Below are 16,275 nucleotides of genomic sequence, written 5' to 3'. Positions count from 1 at the left end.
CTGCGGCCTCCCATACAACAAGAGGAGACCGTTATGACAAAACAATGGCAACTGCGAGCGGCTGGCATGGTCCTCGCGCTGGCAGCCAGTGCGGCCAGCCATGCACAGATCCTGATCGGCCAGACGGCCGGCTTCACGGGCCAGGTGGCCGCTGGCGTGAAGGAGACCACCGACGGTGCATTGCTGTACATGGACGCCGTCAACGCCAAGGGCGGCGTCAATGGCCAGAAGATCGAACTGATCTCCCTGGATGACAAGTTCGACCCCAAGCTGGCGGCAGAAAACGCACGCACGCTGATCGAAGACAAAAACGTCTCGGCCCTGTTCCTCAACCGGGGCACGCCCCACACCGAGGCCATCCTGCCGCTGCTGGACAAGCATGGCGTGGCGCTGGTGGCGCCTTCCACCGGCGCCATGGTGCTGCACCAGCCGGTACGCAAATACATCTTCAATGTGCGCGCCACCTACCAGCGCGAGGCTGAAAAGGCGATCACCCACCTGACCTCCATGGGCATCAGCCGCGTGGCCCTGGTGTATGCGGACGACAGCTTTGGCGCCGACGGCATCCAGGGTGCGCAGAAGGGCCTGGCGGCCGCCAAGCTGACGGCCGTGGCGTCCGAAAAGTACGACCGCGCCAAGCCCGACTTCACGCCCATCGCCACCAAGGTGGCCAAGGCCGACGCGCAGGCGGTGCTGATGGTGGCCTCGGGTTCGGCGGTGGTCGATGCCGCCAATGCGCTGCGCACGGCGGGTTCGGCCGCGCAGATCGTGACGCTGTCCAACAACGCTTCCAGCGGCTTCATCAAGAGCCTGGGGGCCAATGCGCGGGGCGTGATCGTGACCCAGGTGTTCCCCAATGAACGGGCCATGACCTACGCCATGGTGAAAGAAGCCCAGGATCTGGCCAAAGCCAAGGGCCTCGGGGATATCAGCCCGGCCATGCTGGAAGGCTTCGCCGCCGCCAAAGTGCTGGTAGAAGGCCTCAAGCGCGCAGGCCCCAAGCCCACCCGCGAAAAAATCCAGACCGCACTGGAGAGCCTGCGCAAGTTCGATCTGGGCGGCCTTGAAATCAGCTACGCACCCGACGACCACACGGGCCTGGACTTTGCCGATCTCGCCATCATCGGCACGGACGGCAAGTTCCGCCGCTGAAACCCGCCCCCGCTGCTCGACCCTTGCAATGAATATTCGGGACAGGAGATGGGCCTGGGTTTCTGCGGCCACCCAGCTGTCAGGATTTCCTCAGTGCCCGCTCCTGGCCTCCGGCCTAAACTCTTGCCGATCAGATGAAGGACAACGCATGAAAAAATGGAAACCCTTGCTGGCGGCCTGCGCACTCGCCGCAGGATTGGCGGGCCACAGCATGGCCCAGATCGTCGTAGGACAAACGGTGGGTGTCACGGGCTCCGCCGCCATCACCGTCAAAGAGTCCATGCAGGGTGCATCGCTGTATCTGGATGCGGTCAATGCACAGGGCGGTGTGGGCGGCCAGAAAATCGAGCTGGTGGTGCTGGACGACAAGTTCGACCCCAAGCTCACGCTGGAAAACGCCCGCACCCTTATCGAGAAACATGGCGCCATTGCGCTCTTCATGACACGCGGCACCCCGCACACGCAAGGGATCGTGCCGCTGCTTGACGCAGCCGGCGTGGTACTGGTGGCCCCCTCCACCGGAGCGATGGCATTGCACAAGCCGGTCAGCCGCCACGTGTTCAATGTACGGGCGCCCTACCAGCAAGAGGTGGAAAAGGCCGTCGGGCACCTGAACACACTAGGGGTTCAGCGCATCGGCGTCATCCATGTCGATGACAGCTTTGGTACCGATGCGCTGGACGGCGCACTGAACGGCTTCAAGGCCCACGGTAGCCAGGCCCTTTTCATTGAAAAATTCGATCGTAGCAAGCCTGATTTCAGCGCCATTGCACCCCGTGCCGCCAAGCAGCTCCCACAGGCCGTGATCTTCATTGGCACAGGCGCAGCGGTGGTGGATGGCATCAAGGCCTTGCGCGCAGCCGGCATGGCCGGCCAGATCGTGACCCTGTCCAACAATGCCTCTGGCGGTTTCACCAAGGCCCTGGGCGATCAGGCACGGGGCGTTGTGGTCACCCAGGTGTTCCCATCGGAGCGATCCATCAATTACCCGCTGATCAAAGAGGCCATGGGCCTGGCCAAGGCACGTGGCGTTGATGAACTGACACCGGCCATGGTCGAGGGTTTCGTCAATGCCAAGGTGTTGGTCGAGGGTCTGCGCAGGGCAAGCCCCAAGCCGGACCGCACCCGCCTGCTGGCCGCGCTGGAAGGCATGCGCAAGTTTGACCTGGGCGGCCTGGAGCTGTCTTACAGCGCTACCGATCACAGCGGCCTGGCCTTCACGGATCTGTCCATCATTGGAGCGGATGGGCGCTTCAAGCGTTGAGCCACCGCCCGCGCCCAAGGGATTATGGGTTCGCGATCCCCCGGTGATCTCACCGGGGGCGCTCGATGCCACCCGGCTGGCTGCTTCCACCCCGTGCCGGCAGGTCGCCAGCCTTGCCTTCCGCCCGGGGCGCCCTCCATGAACGGCACGGGTTCAGCCCAAGCAGCGGTCTTTGCGCGATGGGATGCAAGGCGCGGTGTGCGGCCAATAGCCCCGCTATCGGCAAGCGCCGCAAAGGCCCGCTGACTGCCCTGCCCCAGGGCATCCATTCCTGGTTCACGCCGCCGGGATCGATCCCCTGCCGAGCAGAAATTGCATGCCCATGAAAAAGGCCTTGCATCCGAAGATGCAAGGCCTTGACGAATTCCATTCCATCAGCTGGCAAAGCCAACTGACCGTCGGGAATTAGAAGTTGTGGCGAACGCCCACTGCAACGGAGCTGAAATCGTCGCCGCGGTGGGTCACGTTGTAGTTGGCACCTGCACTGTTGTTCACACGGGTGTAGTAACCGTACACCTTGGTGCGCTTGCTCAGGTTGTAGTTGTAGCCCACGGTGTACTGGGTCGCTGCCGAGTCGGCAATGTTGCTCCAGCTGTTGGCGCGACCCACATTCAGGTGGAGTTCCGAAGCACCCATGGTGTACATACCGGCCAGGCGGAAGTTGTTGCGGGTACCGCGAAGGACCTCGTCATTGCGCTGGTAGTAACCGCCCACGACAAATTGACCGAAGCTGTACAGAGCGCGCAGACCCAGCTGTTTGTCATCGCCGACCTGGCTGTAGCCGGCACCCATGGCCAGAGCACCCAGGTCATAGTTGGCGGCCAAATCGTAGCCATTCTTGTTGTTGGTGCCTGCAACCTTCTCGTGGAAGGACACGGCGCCCTCCAGCGTCAGGCCACCCAATTTGGGGGCGCGGTAGGCGAGCTTGTTGGTCGTGCTCAGGTTGCGTGCGTAGCTGCCGCCGAACCACACGGGATCCTGGTACAGGGCGTCAGAAGACGAACCGGTATCGTGGTTGTGCAAGCCCACATAGTCAGCCGTCGCGTAGTACGACTCGGGGGTGAAGTTGCCCAGGCGCACCATGCCGAAGCCGCCCGACAGGTTCACTTCCGAATGGCGTGCGAAGCTCATGCCGGTGGTAGGGTGGGTCCAACCCGAACCCGTGCCGGTATCAGAGTTGAAACCCGATTCCAGCTGGAAGCCAGCCTTCAGGCCGCCACCCAGGTCTTCCGTGCCCTTGAAGCCGAAACGGGAGGAGTTGTTGAACATGCCGGTCTTGGAAACGTCGCCATCCTTCTGACGTTCGACGGTGGTGTTGACGCGGCCATACAGCGTGACGCTGCTTTGGGCCATTGCAGCGGTGGTGCCGGCAACAGCCAGGACAGCCAGAACAACGCGGGTCATTTTTTGCATGAATATTCCTTCGATACAGATTGCCATCAGGGGCGCACAGGCAGCTTCAGTTTTTGACTTGACCGCCGAGAATGCTTGGGGTCTCGATCTTATGGTCCGCCACGTTTTGATGCACTATTTGCTGAAATTTTGATGACACAAGTGATGTGCCGCCACAACAGTTGGTACTCCCTCGGATTGACCGCCCTCATGCGGGGCGCAATCCGCAGCCTGCGCACCAAAACATGAATGGGTGTTAACCCTTACTTCGCGCTGGCCGCAGGCGCTGGCGCAGCGGGCACAGGGGCGCTGGCGGGCGTTTCCGGCGCACTCAGGGAATCGGCACCGTGTTTTTCACCAGACATGTCCACCTTGTCACCGGCCTTCATGATGACGAACAGCGACAGCGCCGCAAAAAGCACGAAACCTACAACGATCTTCCACATGACTTCTATCTCCTGGTGATGGGGGTTGCCTGTTCAACAAAAGGGCCTCGCACACTGCCATTCCGCGCTGCGAGGCCTTTTTCTGGAACACAGTGCCTGCCCCGCTGGCGAGGCAGGCACTGGGTGCACTTGCGGTGCGTGCGTCAGTCGTTGGCGTAGATGTCCACGTCCTTGGTTTCACGGATGAACAGCGTGCCGATCACCAGGGTCATGCCCGCGATGATGATGGGATACCACAGGCCGTTGTACATGTTGCCGGTCTGCGCCACGATGGCAAACGCCGTGGTGGGCAGCAGGCCGCCGAACCAGCCGTTGCCGATATGGTAGGGCAGGCTCATCGAGGTGTAGCGGATGCGGGTCGGGAACATTTCCACCAGCATGGCGGCAATCGGCCCGTACACCATGGTCACCAGCAGCACCAGCCAGAACAGCAGGACCACCACCAGGCCCTTGTTGGTCTTGGCCGGATCCGCCTTGGTCGGGTAACCAGCCCGCTTCAGATCGTCGGCCACTTCCTTCTTGAAGGCGGCGATGGCCTTGGCGGACGCTTCGTCGAACTTGAGGTTCACCACATTGCCGGTAGGCGCCTCGACCGTCTTGTCACCGATCTTGATCACGGCCGGTGAACCGGCGGGGCCTGCCACGTTGTCATAGCTCACCGAGTTCTGCACCAGGTAGCGCTTGGCAATGTCGCACGAGCTGCGGAAGTCGATCTCGCGGGCCACCGGGTTACCCTGGAAGGAGCACGATGCGGGGTCGGCAGTGACCACCACGCCAGCCGTCACCTGTGCCTTGGCAAGATCAGGATTGGCCGCTTCGGTCAGCATCTTGAAGACCGGGAAATAGGTCAAGCAGGCCAGCAGGCAGCCGGCCATGATGATGGGCTTGCGGCCAATCTTGTCCGACAGCGCGCCGAACACCACGAAGAAGGGCGTGCCCAGCAGCAGGGCGGCGGCAATCAGCAGGTTGGCGGTGGTGTTGTCCACCTTCAGTTGTTGCGTGAGGAAGAACAGCGCGTAGAACTGGCCCGAGTACCAGACCACGGCCTGGCCCGCCGTCAGGCCCACCAGCGCCAGGATCACGATCTTCAGGTTCTTCCACTGGCCGAACGATTCGGACAGGGGTGCCTTGGAGGTCTTGCCCTCGGCCTTCATTTTCTGGAAAGCCGGCGACTCCGACAGCGACAAGCGGATCCACACCGAGATGCCCAGCAGCAGGATAGACACCAGGAACGGAATGCGCCAGCCCCAGTCCTGGAACACCGCCTCACCCAGGCCCAGGCGCACACCCAGGATCACCAGCAGGCTCAGGAACAGGCCCAGCGTGGCCGTGGTCTGGATCCAGGAGGTGTACGCACCGCGCTTGCCGTGCGGGGCATGCTCGGCCACATAGGTGGCGGCACCGCCGTACTCACCGCCCAGTGCCAGGCCCTGCAGCATGCGCAGCGCGATCAGGATGACCGGGGCCGCGACGCCGATGGTGGCGTAGCTGGGCAGCAGGCCGACAATGAAGGTCGACAGGCCCATGATCAGGATGGTGACCAGGAAGGTGTACTTGCGGCCGATCATGTCGCCGAGGCGGCCGAACACGATGGCGCCGAAGGGCCGCACCAGGAAACCTGCCGCGAAGGCCAGCAGCGCAAAGATGAAGGCCGCGCCTGCATCCAGGCCGCTGAAGAACTGCTTGGCAATGATGGCTGCGAGCGAGCCGTAGAGATAAAAGTCGTACCACTCAAATACGGTACCGAGCGACGAAGCGAAGATGACCTTCTTCTCTTCGGCGGACATCGGCCGCGGTGCGGGATGTTGCGTTGCCATGGTTGTCTCCTGTGATTATTTGAATTTACAGGCACATACAAATTGCCTGTGGGCCCACTATCCGTGGCGCGACTGACATCGCTCTGACGCGTTCCTTACAGAACTTGACGCGAAACTTCCGCAATTCTTACGGCCTGGGTAGTAACCCTCGACTGGCATTTTTCGATGCGAAAAATCGCCTGGCGACCACCCAGCATCCAGGGTTTTCCCTCGACTGGCGCGCCACGGCTTTTGTCAGCAGGAAACCGCGGCAATGCGCCTTCGCGTAAGCACTTGGTCAGTGCGCCTTTGCAGAATCCAGCCAGCTTGACGGCCTTTCGCCCCACACCGCGGCGTGCAACACCACCTTGAGGAGAGACATCCATGAGCGACCCCATGGTCCAGAAAATACAGAGCCATCCGAAGTACCGGGAGCTGCGCACCAAGCGCAACCGCCTGGGCATCTTTCTGACGGCATTGATGCTGATCGTTTACTACGGCTACATCGCGCTGATTGCCTTCGACAAGAAGTTCCTGGCACAGCCCATTGGCAGCGGCGTGACCTCGCTGGGCATTCCGATCGGCATGGGCGTGATCATCTTCACCATCGTCATCACCGGCATCTACGTGCGCCGCGCCAATGGCGAGTTCGACACCCTGACCAAAGACATCCTGAAGGACGCATCGAAATGAATGCCACCAAGAAACATGCAGGCTGCGCGTTGATGCTGCTGGCCCTGCTGGCCCTGCTGGCGGCGGGCGGCGCGCACGCGGCCGGCGCCGACCTGGGCCAGGCCGCCAAACAGGCCACCAACTGGACGGCCATCATCATGTTTGGCGCCTTCGTGGCCGGCACCTTGTGGATCACCAAATGGGCGGCGGCCAAGACCAAGTCGGCCGCGGACTTCTACACCGCCGGTGGCGGCATCACCGGCTTCCAGAATGGCCTGGCGATTGCGGGTGACTACATGTCGGCCGCCTCGTTCCTGGGCATCTCGGCGGCCGTGATGGCCACCGGCTACGACGGGCTGATCTACTCCATCGGCTTCCTGGTGGGCTGGCCCATCATCACCTTCCTGATGGCCGAGCGCCTGCGCAACCTGGGCAAGTTCACCTTTGCCGACGTGGCAGGCTACCGCTTCCAGCAGGGCCCCATCCGCGCCTTTGCCGCATCGGGCACGCTGGTGGTGGTGGCGTTCTACCTGATCGCGCAGATGGTCGGTGCCGGCCAGTTGATCAAGCTGCTGTTCGGCCTGGAATACTGGATGGCCGTGGTCATCGTCGGCGCGCTGATGATGATCTACGTGCTGTTTGGTGGCATGACGGCCACCACCTGGGTGCAGATCATCAAGGCCTGCCTGCTGCTGGCGGGCGTGAGCTTCATGGCCTTCATGGTGCTGGCACAGTACGGCTTCAGCCCCGAGGCGCTGTTCGCCAAGGGCGTGGAAGTGCGTGCCGCCATTGCCGCCAACACGGGCAAGACGCCCGAGGAAGCCGCCAAGGCGGGCCTGTCCATCATGGGCCCGGGCGGCTTCATCAAGGACCCCATCTCGGCCATCTCGTTCGGCATGGCGCTGATGTTCGGCACCGCCGGGCTGCCGCACATCCTGATGCGCTTCTTCACCGTGCCCGATGCCAAGGAAGCGCGCAAGTCCGTGCTGTGGGCCACGACCTGGATCGGCTACTTCTACATCCTGATCTTCATCATCGGCTTTGGCGCCATCACCCTGGTGCTGACCAACCCCGAGTTCGCGGACGTGGTCAAGGGCGTCATCCACGGCGGCGCGGGCACGGCCAACATGGCGGCCGTGCTGGTGGCCAAGTCGGTGGGCGGCAACATCTTCTACGGCTTCATCTCGGCCGTGGCGTTCGCCACCATCCTGGCTGTGGTGGCCGGCCTCACGCTCTCGGGCGCCTCGGCCGTTTCGCACGACCTGTATGCCACGGTGTTCAAGAAGGGCAAGGCCGACAGCGCCTCGGAACTGAAGGTCTCGCGCATGACCACGCTGGCCCTGGGCGTCATCGCCGTGGCGCTGGGCATCGCCTTCGAGAAACAGAACATCGCGTTCATGGTGTCGCTGGCGTTTGCCATCGCAGCCTCGGCCAACTTCCCGGTGCTGTTCCTGTCGGTGCTGTGGAAGGACTGCACCACGCGCGGCGCGGTGATCGGCGGCTTCCTGGGCCTGATCTCCTCGGTGGGCCTGACCATCGTGTCGCCCTCGGTGTGGGAAGCCACGCTGGGCAACCCGGCCGGCTCGGCACTGTTCCCCTACACCTCGCCGGCGCTGTTCTCCATGACCATCGGCTTTGTGGGCATCTGGTTCTTCTCGATCACCGACAAGAGCGCCAACGCCGCACGCGAGCGCGCCGCGTTCCCGGCGCAGCAGGTGCGCTCGGAAACGGGTCTGGGCGCGGCCGGGGCTTCAGGGCACTGACTGGAAGCCACGCTGCGCAGACTGGCATGGCGGTTCGCCCGCTGTGCTGCTTCGACCGGGCCTTGTGCCCGGTTTTTCGTTTTTATGCGGTGATAGCTATTGTTTTTGTAGTTAGTGGTGTGCTTTGGTTGAGGTCGGAGGCCGGGTCTCGCCCCGGCGGGCGAGGTACTTTTCTTTGCTTCGCCAAAGAAACGTACCCAAAAGAAAGGCGACCCACAGTCTGCGACCCCCACGCTATGCGTGGGGGCAAACCTGCGTCGGAGCGGTTGCGGGGTGCGCCGTGGAACTCGCTTTGCGCTGCGCGCGCCGCTCGGACAACCACGGCGAGTCAGTTGACGAGGCATGGGCGCACTGGCGCCCATGCTCACCCCGCAACCGCTCCGCCGCAGGCGCAGCCAGATGGGTGGGGCAAAACATCCACACGGGCCATCGCTGCGCTCGGCCCAGGTTGCGCAGCGCGAGGCGCTTGCGCCCGCGAGAGGGGGCCGAGCGCAGCGATGGCCCGTGGGGCTGTTGGTTGTTTGGCTGCCCCAAGCCCTTCTGGCTGCGCCTGGGGCGCGCAGGGCGCGGGGTGGCGGGTGTGCCGCAGGACACACCCGCTTCGTCAACTGACTCGCCGTGGTTGTTTGAACGGAGCGCTGCAGGCGCGCAGTGAGTTCCACGGCGCACCCCGCACCAGAGCACCCCAGGTTGCGGGTTTTTGGGGTCAGACACCCATTTCACTGCGCACCGCACCCCTTCGGGGCGAGCCGTAGGCTCGGTGAATTGGGGCTCTGACCCCAAAAACCCGTCGCAGACAGCAGGGTCGCCTTTTCTTTGCTTACTTTCTTTTGGCGAAGCAAAAGAAAGTGAGTCGGCCGCCGGGGCGAGACCCGGCCTCCGCACTCAACACAAGCCCCCCGCCAAAACCCACGAACAAGCCAAGGCTTCGACAAGCTCAGCCCGAACGGTCGGGGAAAAATCTGCTGTCAAGAACAATAGCTACCCGCGCTTGATACATCAGCGCCATAGGCAAAATCCGCCAAACAACGCCATATCGCCAAAATCGACTCACCCCCCACGCAACTGCCGCAGCTTGATGAAAGCCAACGCCGCCATCACCGCATCATTGAGCGCGTCGTGCGCATCGCGCTGGGGCAGGCCCAGATCGTCCATCAGGGTGGCGAAGCGCAGGTCGATGTCGGCGTTGGCCTGCTGCTGGTAGGGCGGCAGCTGCCGGAACTTGTGTTCGTAGTACAGCGCCGACACCTCGATCCTGGGCTGCGGCAAGCCCATGCCCAGCAGGGGCCACAGGGCGCGGTTGAGCATGGCCACGTCGAATTCGAGAAAGTAACCCACCAGGGGCCGGCTGCCGATGAAGTGCAGCAACCGGTGCAGGGCCTCCTGGAGGGGCAGGCCCTGGGCTACGTCGGTGCTGCGCAGGCGATGGATGCGCACGCTGTCGGCCGGTACGCCTTTATCGGGGCGCACCAGCAGTTCCAGCCGCTCGCTGGTCAGGATGCGCTGGCCCACAATGCGCACGGCGCCGATGGCGATGATTTCATCGCTGCGCCGGTTCAGGCCCGTGGTTTCGCAATCGAGCGCCACCCATTCATCGGGCGGTGGCGGATCGAACAGGAAGGCGTAGGCCGGGTCGGCCAGGTGGTACTGCAACCAGGCGCGCCGCAAGCCTGCGAACGGGTTCACAGCACGTCCAGCTTCAGGCGCTGGTGCAGCAACAGCTTGAAGCGCTTGACCACCGCCAGCGCGTCCTTGAGCAGGTCGCGCTCCAGGCTGCTCAGGCGCTCGGGATCGACGTTGCCGGTGACCGGGCGCCCGGTGTCGAGCTCGGCCAGGCCGGCCTGCAGGCGCAGGCCCATCAGGAAGTGCAGGCTCTGGACCAGCGCATCGCCCAGCGCCGCGTCGATCACGCCGGCCTCCGCCAGCGCGGCGATGCGCTCGGCCGTGCCGGTGGCGGCCACGCGCCGCGCCAGGGCCAGGCTGCGCACGCCGTGCACGATGGGGAAGATGCCCGCTTTCTTGAGGCTGATGGCACGGCCTTCGTCGCTCAGGCCGAACAGGCGGCTCCACCATCCGGCGGGACCGCCGAAGTGGTCCACCGCCGCGGCAAAGCGGGCCAGCATGGCATCGTTGTCGGTAGCCAGCGCCATCACGCGCTCACGCACGGTGGCCAGCAGCGTGGCATCGCCCGCCACCGCATGCGCATCGAGGAAGATGGCCAGCTGCAGCAGGCTGTCGCCCTCGGGCTGCAGCAGCCACTGGCGCACGCGCTGGCTGAAGGCACTGACCGTGCCGCGCCAGTCGGGGTTGCTGACCATGATGCGGCCGGGGCACTCGGGGTAGCCGAAGCTGGCCAGCACCCCGGAAAAGCGCTGGCAGATGGCATCGAGGTCGGGCGGCGCGGTGTAGCCGTCGCGCAGCACCAGGCCATTGTCCTGGTCGGTCTTGAGCAGCTGCTCGCCGCGCCCCTCGCTGCCCATGACGAACAGGCAGCTGTTGGCCACCAGGTCGGCCGGCGCCACCATGTGCCAGGCGCGCTCGAACAGCCGGGCGTTGAGCTGCTGCACCAGCCGGGCCATCAGGCCGATGCGCGTGCCGCCACGGTACAGCGCCGCAATCAGTCGCGTGATCTGCGCCGCCGCCTGCGCCAGCGCCGGCAGGTCCTGTGCATGCTCGATCTGCACCGTGATCAGGTGCGAGTGGTTGGCCAGGAAGCTGAACAGGTCCAGCGCCTCCAGGATGCCGCGCACCTGGCCGTCGTCCTGCACCACCACCAGGCGGTGCACGCGGCGACGCAGCATCAGCGCCATGGCATCGCCCAGCGGGTCCGATGGCCGCATGGTCACCACCGGGCTGCTGGCCAGCGCGCCCACGGCCAGCTGGGCCAGCGGGCGGCCATCGAGGATGGCGCGCTGCAGGCCGGTATTGGTGAAGATGCCCAGCGCCCCGCCGGGCAGGCCCGTGACCAGCACGCTGGTGGTGCGCTGGGACTGGAACAGCCGCACCACCGCGACGATGTCGGTGGCGGCATCCACGGTGTGCGCCGGGCGCAGGAAGGCCTGGTCCACGCGCGCCAGGGTGAGCGACTGGCGCTCGTGCTGGTCGGCCCGCTGCGCCAGTGCGCTGAGCTTCTGGCCCAGGTCCGAAAACAGCAGCGCGCCAAAGGTGGTGTTGCGCGCGATGAGTTCGTTGACCGCCGCGCGCGCGAGCTGGTAGGCCACCACCTCCTCGGCGGCCACAAAGCGGCTGCCCACGCGCCCGGTCATCAGGCCACAGCCGTCAAAGCAGTCGTCCGGGCCGTAGGTGGCCAGCACCTCGTCGCCCTCGGTCTGGGTGACATGGCCCTTGATGATGACGAACAGGTGCGTGGGCGCCACGCCCACGTCCAGCACCACGGCGTCCCCGGGGAAGTAGGCGATGTCCACGCTGGCGCGCACCAGGTGCTGCTCGTCCAGGCTCAGGCAGTCGAAGGGCGAGGCGTTGAAGTTGAAGGCATTGGGCATGGTGGGGCGATGCGTGGGCCGTACGGGTCAACGGCCACTCCATTCAACCCGGCAGGCCTTGCGCCACGCTTGCAGCGGTGTCCCAGTCGTGCTCGAACCAGCGGTCGCCTTCGAGGCAGGCGCGCAGCATGGGCAGGCTGTCATAGCCCCAGAAGACCTTGCCATCGACCTCGAAGGCCGGCACGCCGAAAACGCCACGCGCGGCGGCGGCCTCGGTGTTGCTGCGCAGCAGCGCCTTGGCGCGTGCGCCGTCGTCATCACCGGGCTTGCGCTGCGGCTCCAGCGCGGCCGCCAGTTCCGTGAGGCGCTGTGCATCCAGCGCCTCGTGCCCGCCCTGCCAGACATGGCGGAACACGGAGCCCGTGACGAAGCGGTTGATGCGGCCATCCTCGCTGCAGGCCAGGGCCTGGCGCAGCAGCGGCAGCGGGTTGAACGGGTGGCGCGCCGGCATCGCCAGCGGCACGCCGATCGAATGGCCCAGCCAGACGGCATGGCGGTAGGTCCAGGCGCGCTTGGGCACAATGCCGGCCGGCCCCGGGTTGCCATGTTGCTGGAGCAGCGCGCCCAGCAGCACGGGCCGGTATTCCACGCTGTGGCTCAGGCCCTCCAGCACCTCGGGCAGGCGCTCGAAGGCCAGCCAGGCGTAGGGCGAGACAAAGTCCAGGTAGAACGTGATGTGCTTCATGTCGGCTCCTTGGCCACACCTTCGGGAGGAAAGGGGATGCCGGCGCGCTGCGCCAGCCGCGCCCAGATGGCCAGGCGCTCGGCGCTGTCGGCCTGCGCCCAGGCGCGGATTTCGGGGATGGTGCGAAAGCATCCTTCGCAACGGCTGCGGTCTTCGGTCATGCGGCACACCGAAATGCAGGGCGAAGGGACCACCTCATCGGACCCCGCATCAAAATAGCCCGCAGCGGTTAACAGATGAGCGCGAGCAGCTATTGCTTCTGAAGCACTCATGCCCCCACCTCCTGGGCCACGTCCACCACCGGGGCGCCGGTCAGGCGCTGCAGATCCGAGGGGTGCAAGGGGAACACGCCGTGCGGGTGCCCGGCCGCCGCCCACACCACGTCAAAGCGCAGCAGGTCCTGGTCGATCAGCGTGACCGGCGGCGTGGCATGCGCGATGGGCGACACGCCACCAATCGAGAAGCCCGTGCGCTCCTTCACAAACGCGGCATCGGCCCGGCCGATCTTGCCCACATGGGCCTCGACCTTCTTCTCATCCACGCGCCGGTCGCCCGAGGTGATGACCAGCACCGCCGCATCGTCGCTCTTGCGCCGGAAGATGATGCTCTTGGCCACCTGCCCCACCAGAATGCCCAGCACATCGGCCGCCTGCTGCGCGGTGCGCGCGGCGTCGTCAAGCATGCGGGGCATGTGGGGGTGGCCCGCGGCCTGCAGTGCGGCGGCCACGCGTTGGGTGCTTTCAGGAAAATCGGTCATGGCAGGCAGGGCGGTGCGCGCGCCGCGTGAAAGGTGAAGCCAGAAGGCACACACCGCCGGAACACAGCGTACACACGGTTACAGTGTGAATCTTGTTGCCTCCATTGTCCATGAAGCTGCTCCGCGCCTGCCTGCTCCTGTGCCTCTTCCTTGCCAGGCTGTCCGTGGCCGGGGCCGGGGCCGCGCCCATCGTCCTGGATGACCACCCGCAAGGGCTGGCGCTGCAGGAGACCGGCCAGCTGCTGTGGCTCACGGATGACAGCGGTACGCTGACACTGGACGAGGTGCGGCAACCCGCCCACGCCAGCCGCTTTCAGCCCGCTCCGCCCACGCAACGGCACGACGACAGCGCCCAGCCCCACTGGTTCAAGGTGGTGCTGGAGCAACGCGCCGAAACCGGCGACTGGGTGCTGGCCACACAGACCACGGCGCTCAAGGACGTGCGCTTTCATGGCCCCTTCGACGCCACCGGCCGGGCGCTGGCGCCGCCGGTGCACACCGGCCTGTCACAGCCGTTCGCCACCCGGCCCCTGGGCAGCGAGCGCTATGTGATGCGCCTGCAACTGCCCGGCCCGGGCGTGTACACCGTCTATGTCCGGCTGCTGGGCGAAACGGCCCCCAGCCTGGGCCTGTCGGTCTGGGACACCGCCGAATACCTGCAGTGGCGCCAGCACAAGCGGCTGTTCGACGGCATCTGCTACGGCATCCTGATCGCGCTGCTGGTCTACAACCTCGTGCTCGCAGGCATCTTCCGCGACGCCACCTACGGCTTCTACATCGGCCAGTGCGCCTTTGCGCTGCTGACGCTGGCCAGCTTCAACGGCCACGCGGCGCACTACCTCTGGGGCCACTGGCCCTGGTGGCAGGAGCGCGGTCACGTGGTGCTGCCCAGCCTGTGGCTGCTGTTCGGCGCGCTGTTCGCGCGCAGCTTTCTGGACACGCGGCGGGTGCCATGGCTGGACCGTTTGTTGCTGACCTGGGGCCTGCTGGCGGTGTTGGCAGCCGTACTGGGGCTGCTGGGCCGGTTCGACGCCGCCCAGACCGCCAACGAGATCGTCGCCAGTGCGGGCGTCCTGCTCGCCGCGGTGGCGGCCGTCATCATGCTGCGGCGCGGCTTCATCCCCGCGCAGTGGTACCTGGGTGGCCAGGTGCTGCTGTTCCTGTCGGTGCTGGGGGTGGTGCTGGTCAACTGGAGGGTGATCGATGCACCGTTCCTGCTGGCCAACGGCCTGCAGATCGGCGTGGCGGCCGAGCTGGTGGTGTTCGCCATCGCGCTGAGCCAGCGCATCAGCGGCCTGCGCACGTCCCAGACCGCGCTGCGCCTGCATGCCGCCCACCTGGCACAGGCCGCCGCCACCGACCCGCTGACCGGCCTGGTCAACCGCACCGGTCTGGCGCATGGCGCCACGCCGGTGCTGGCCGATGGCGCTGCACACGCCCTGATGCTGCTCGATCTGGACCGCTTCAAACCGATCAACGACACGCACGGCCACGACGCGGGCGATGCAGTGCTGCGCGCCGTGGCCACACGCCTGCAGGCCCAGTTCCGCGCCGACGACATCGTGGCCCGGCTGGGGGGCGACGAATTCGTGGTCCTGCTCGCAGATCCCTTGCCCGATGAACAGCTGGAGGTGCTGGCCCGCCGCGTGGACAGCGCGGTGCGCCAGCCGGTGGATTTCCAGGGCCAGGCACTCACCGTGGGTGCCAGTACGGGCATCGCCCGCAGTCCGCAGGATGGCCGCACACTGACCGAACTGATACGCTGCGCCGACCAGGCCATGTACCAGGCCAAGCAGACCGGCAGCGGACATGCCTTCTGGAGCCGGGCGACGACCTGAGAGCCTGGGGCGGGGATGCGCCCCCGCGCGTCAGTGCTTGCGCTGATTGAGCAGCGCCACGGCCACACGCGAATTGGGCTTGCGGCCCAGAAAGTCGCTGATGTAGGCCCCGGCATCGATGAGCCGGTCCAGGTCGATGCCGGTGTCAATACCCATGCCCTGCAGCATGTACACCACGTCTTCGGTGGCCACGTTGCCGGTCGCACCCTTGGCATAAGGGCAGCCGCCCAGCCCGGCCACGGACGACTGGAAGTTCCACACGCCCAGCTCCAGCGCGGCCAGCGTGTTCGACAGTGCCTGGCCGTAGGTATCGTGGAAGTGGCCCGAGACTTCGTCGATGCCAAAGTGCTGCAAGGTCGCCTCCAGCGCCTTCTGTACCTTGCGCGGCGTGCCCACGCCGATGGTGTCGGCCACATCCACGCGCTGCACGCCAATGCCCTGGAGCAGGCCGGCCAGGTAGGCCACGCGCTCGGGGGCGATGTCGCCTTCGTACGGGCAGCCCACGGTGCAGCTCATGGCGCCGCGCACACGGATGCCGGCGGCCAATGCGGCCTCCACCACGGGCGCAAAGCGCTCGATGCTCTCGGCAATGCTGCAGTTGATGTTGCGCTGGCTGAAGGCCTCGCTGGCGGAGCCGAAGACGACGATTTCGTCGGGCTGGTCCAGCACCGCCGCCTCAAAGCCCTTGAGGTTGGGCGTGAGCACCGAATACGCCACGCCGCTCTGGCGGGTGATGCCGCTCATCACCTCGTGGTTGTCGGCCATCTGCGGCACCCACTTGGAGCTGACGTAGCTGGTGACTTCGATCTCTTTCAGGCCCGCCTGCTGCAGGCGGTGCACCAGCTCGATCTTGACGGCGGCGGGCACCGGGGTCTTTTCGTTCTGCAGGCCGTCGCGGGGGCCAACGTCGATGAGGCGGACGCGGGAGGGAATGCTCATGGGGCTACCAGATGGTGAGATCAAGAAATGCTGCCATTGTCTCGCCAGCGCCGCCGCAGGGCCACCCC

At 65.4% G+C, this 16,275-nt stretch carries 15 protein-coding genes; 5 read left to right on the top strand and 10 right to left on the bottom strand.

Features of this window, described 5'->3' with window-relative positions; all coding sequences use genetic code 11:
• Positions 1 to 33: 33 nt before the first annotated feature.
• Both K225_RS0114215 and K225_RS0114210 read left to right on the top strand, forming a co-directional pair.
• Complete coding sequence (locus K225_RS0114215) at positions 34 to 1,152, top strand: ABC transporter substrate-binding protein (protein ID WP_034712783.1); 1,119 nt, start codon at positions 34 to 36, stop codon at positions 1,150 to 1,152.
• A gap of 148 nt (positions 1,153 to 1,300) precedes the next feature.
• Complete coding sequence (locus tag K225_RS0114210) at positions 1,301 to 2,416, top strand: ABC transporter substrate-binding protein (protein WP_026437039.1); 1,116 nt, start codon at positions 1,301 to 1,303, stop codon at positions 2,414 to 2,416.
• A gap of 405 nt (positions 2,417 to 2,821) precedes the next feature.
• Here the strand turns inward: K225_RS0114210 and K225_RS0114200 are convergent, their stop codons facing one another.
• The 4 genes from K225_RS0114200 to K225_RS22240 all read right to left on the bottom strand — a co-directional run bounded on the left by K225_RS0114200 (position 2,822) and on the right by K225_RS22240 (position 6,436).
• Complete coding sequence (locus K225_RS0114200) at positions 2,822 to 3,829, bottom strand: porin (RefSeq protein ID WP_026437038.1); 1,008 nt, start codon at positions 3,827 to 3,829, stop codon at positions 2,822 to 2,824.
• 242 nt (positions 3,830 to 4,071) lie between these two features.
• Positions 4,072 to 4,254 (bottom strand): hypothetical protein, encoded by a 183-nt coding sequence (locus K225_RS0114190; protein ID WP_026437037.1) that lies wholly within the window; start codon positions 4,252 to 4,254, stop codon positions 4,072 to 4,074.
• Positions 4,255 to 4,397: 143 nt separating this feature from the next.
• Positions 4,398 to 6,071 (bottom strand): MFS transporter, encoded by a 1,674-nt coding sequence (locus tag K225_RS0114185; protein WP_026437036.1) that lies wholly within the window; start codon positions 6,069 to 6,071, stop codon positions 4,398 to 4,400.
• Between the two features lie 95 nt (positions 6,072 to 6,166).
• Positions 6,167 to 6,436, bottom strand: coding sequence for a hypothetical protein (locus K225_RS22240; RefSeq protein ID WP_155885282.1), 270 nt, complete (start codon positions 6,434 to 6,436; stop codon positions 6,167 to 6,169).
• On the opposite strand from K225_RS22240, the gene K225_RS0114180 reads away from it, so the two are divergent.
• Positions 6,435 to 6,743 carry a DUF485 domain-containing protein gene (locus K225_RS0114180; RefSeq protein WP_026437035.1) on the top strand — a complete coding sequence of 103 codons (309 nt, stop codon included), beginning with the start codon at positions 6,435 to 6,437 and terminating at the stop codon, positions 6,741 to 6,743. The genes K225_RS22240 and K225_RS0114180 overlap by 2 nt on opposite strands.
• A 32-nt stretch (positions 6,744 to 6,775) precedes the next feature.
• Positions 6,776 to 8,485, top strand: coding sequence for a cation acetate symporter (locus K225_RS0114175; protein ID WP_034712794.1), 1,710 nt, complete (start codon positions 6,776 to 6,778; stop codon positions 8,483 to 8,485).
• Positions 8,486 to 9,535: 1,050 nt separating this feature from the next.
• On the opposite strand, the gene K225_RS0114170 is transcribed toward K225_RS0114175, so the two are convergent.
• The 5 genes from K225_RS0114170 to K225_RS0114150 are packed head-to-tail and all read right to left on the bottom strand — an operon-like array spanning position 9,536 to position 13,430.
• On the bottom strand, positions 9,536 to 10,171 hold the full coding sequence (locus tag K225_RS0114170) for a 3'-5' exonuclease (protein WP_026437033.1): 636 nt from the start codon (positions 10,169 to 10,171) through the stop codon (positions 9,536 to 9,538).
• Entirely contained in the window at positions 10,168 to 11,988 is a 1,821-nt protein-coding gene (locus K225_RS0114165) for a putative nucleotidyltransferase substrate binding domain-containing protein (RefSeq protein WP_026437032.1), read from the bottom strand. The genes K225_RS0114170 and K225_RS0114165 overlap by 4 nt, the downstream gene beginning before the upstream one ends.
• A 43-nt stretch (positions 11,989 to 12,031) precedes the next feature.
• On the bottom strand, positions 12,032 to 12,673 hold the full coding sequence (locus K225_RS0114160; protein ID WP_026437031.1) for a 2-hydroxychromene-2-carboxylate isomerase: 642 nt from the start codon (positions 12,671 to 12,673) through the stop codon (positions 12,032 to 12,034).
• Positions 12,670 to 12,945, bottom strand: a complete 276-nt coding sequence (locus K225_RS0114155) for a DUF1289 domain-containing protein (protein WP_026437030.1) — start codon at positions 12,943 to 12,945, stop codon at positions 12,670 to 12,672. The genes K225_RS0114160 and K225_RS0114155 overlap by 4 nt, the downstream gene beginning before the upstream one ends.
• A complete protein-coding gene (locus K225_RS0114150) occupies positions 12,942 to 13,430 on the bottom strand; it encodes a YbaK/EbsC family protein (RefSeq protein WP_034712779.1) in 489 nt (162 codons plus the stop codon). Before K225_RS0114150 ends, K225_RS0114155 begins: the two co-directional genes overlap by 4 nt.
• A 110-nt stretch (positions 13,431 to 13,540) precedes the next feature.
• On the opposite strand from K225_RS0114150, the gene K225_RS20855 reads away from it, so the two are divergent.
• Positions 13,541 to 15,268 carry a diguanylate cyclase gene (locus tag K225_RS20855; protein WP_051248968.1) on the top strand — a complete coding sequence of 576 codons (1,728 nt, stop codon included), beginning with the start codon at positions 13,541 to 13,543 and terminating at the stop codon, positions 15,266 to 15,268.
• Positions 15,269 to 15,298: 30 nt separating this feature from the next.
• On the opposite strand, the gene K225_RS0114140 is transcribed toward K225_RS20855, so the two are convergent.
• Positions 15,299 to 16,207: a hydroxymethylglutaryl-CoA lyase gene (locus K225_RS0114140; protein WP_026437028.1), complete on the bottom strand. Its 909-nt coding sequence runs from the start codon at positions 16,205 to 16,207 to the stop codon at positions 15,299 to 15,301.
• Positions 16,208 to 16,275: the final 68 nt, after the last annotated feature.

Origin of the sequence: Acidovorax sp. JHL-9 (assembly GCF_000426205.1) — a bacterium.
Taxonomy (GTDB): Bacteria; Pseudomonadota; Gammaproteobacteria; order Burkholderiales; family Burkholderiaceae_C; genus Acidovorax; species Acidovorax soli.
The sequence above is the reverse complement of the archived record's forward strand: the minus strand, read 5'-3'. Positions and strand labels throughout refer to the sequence as shown.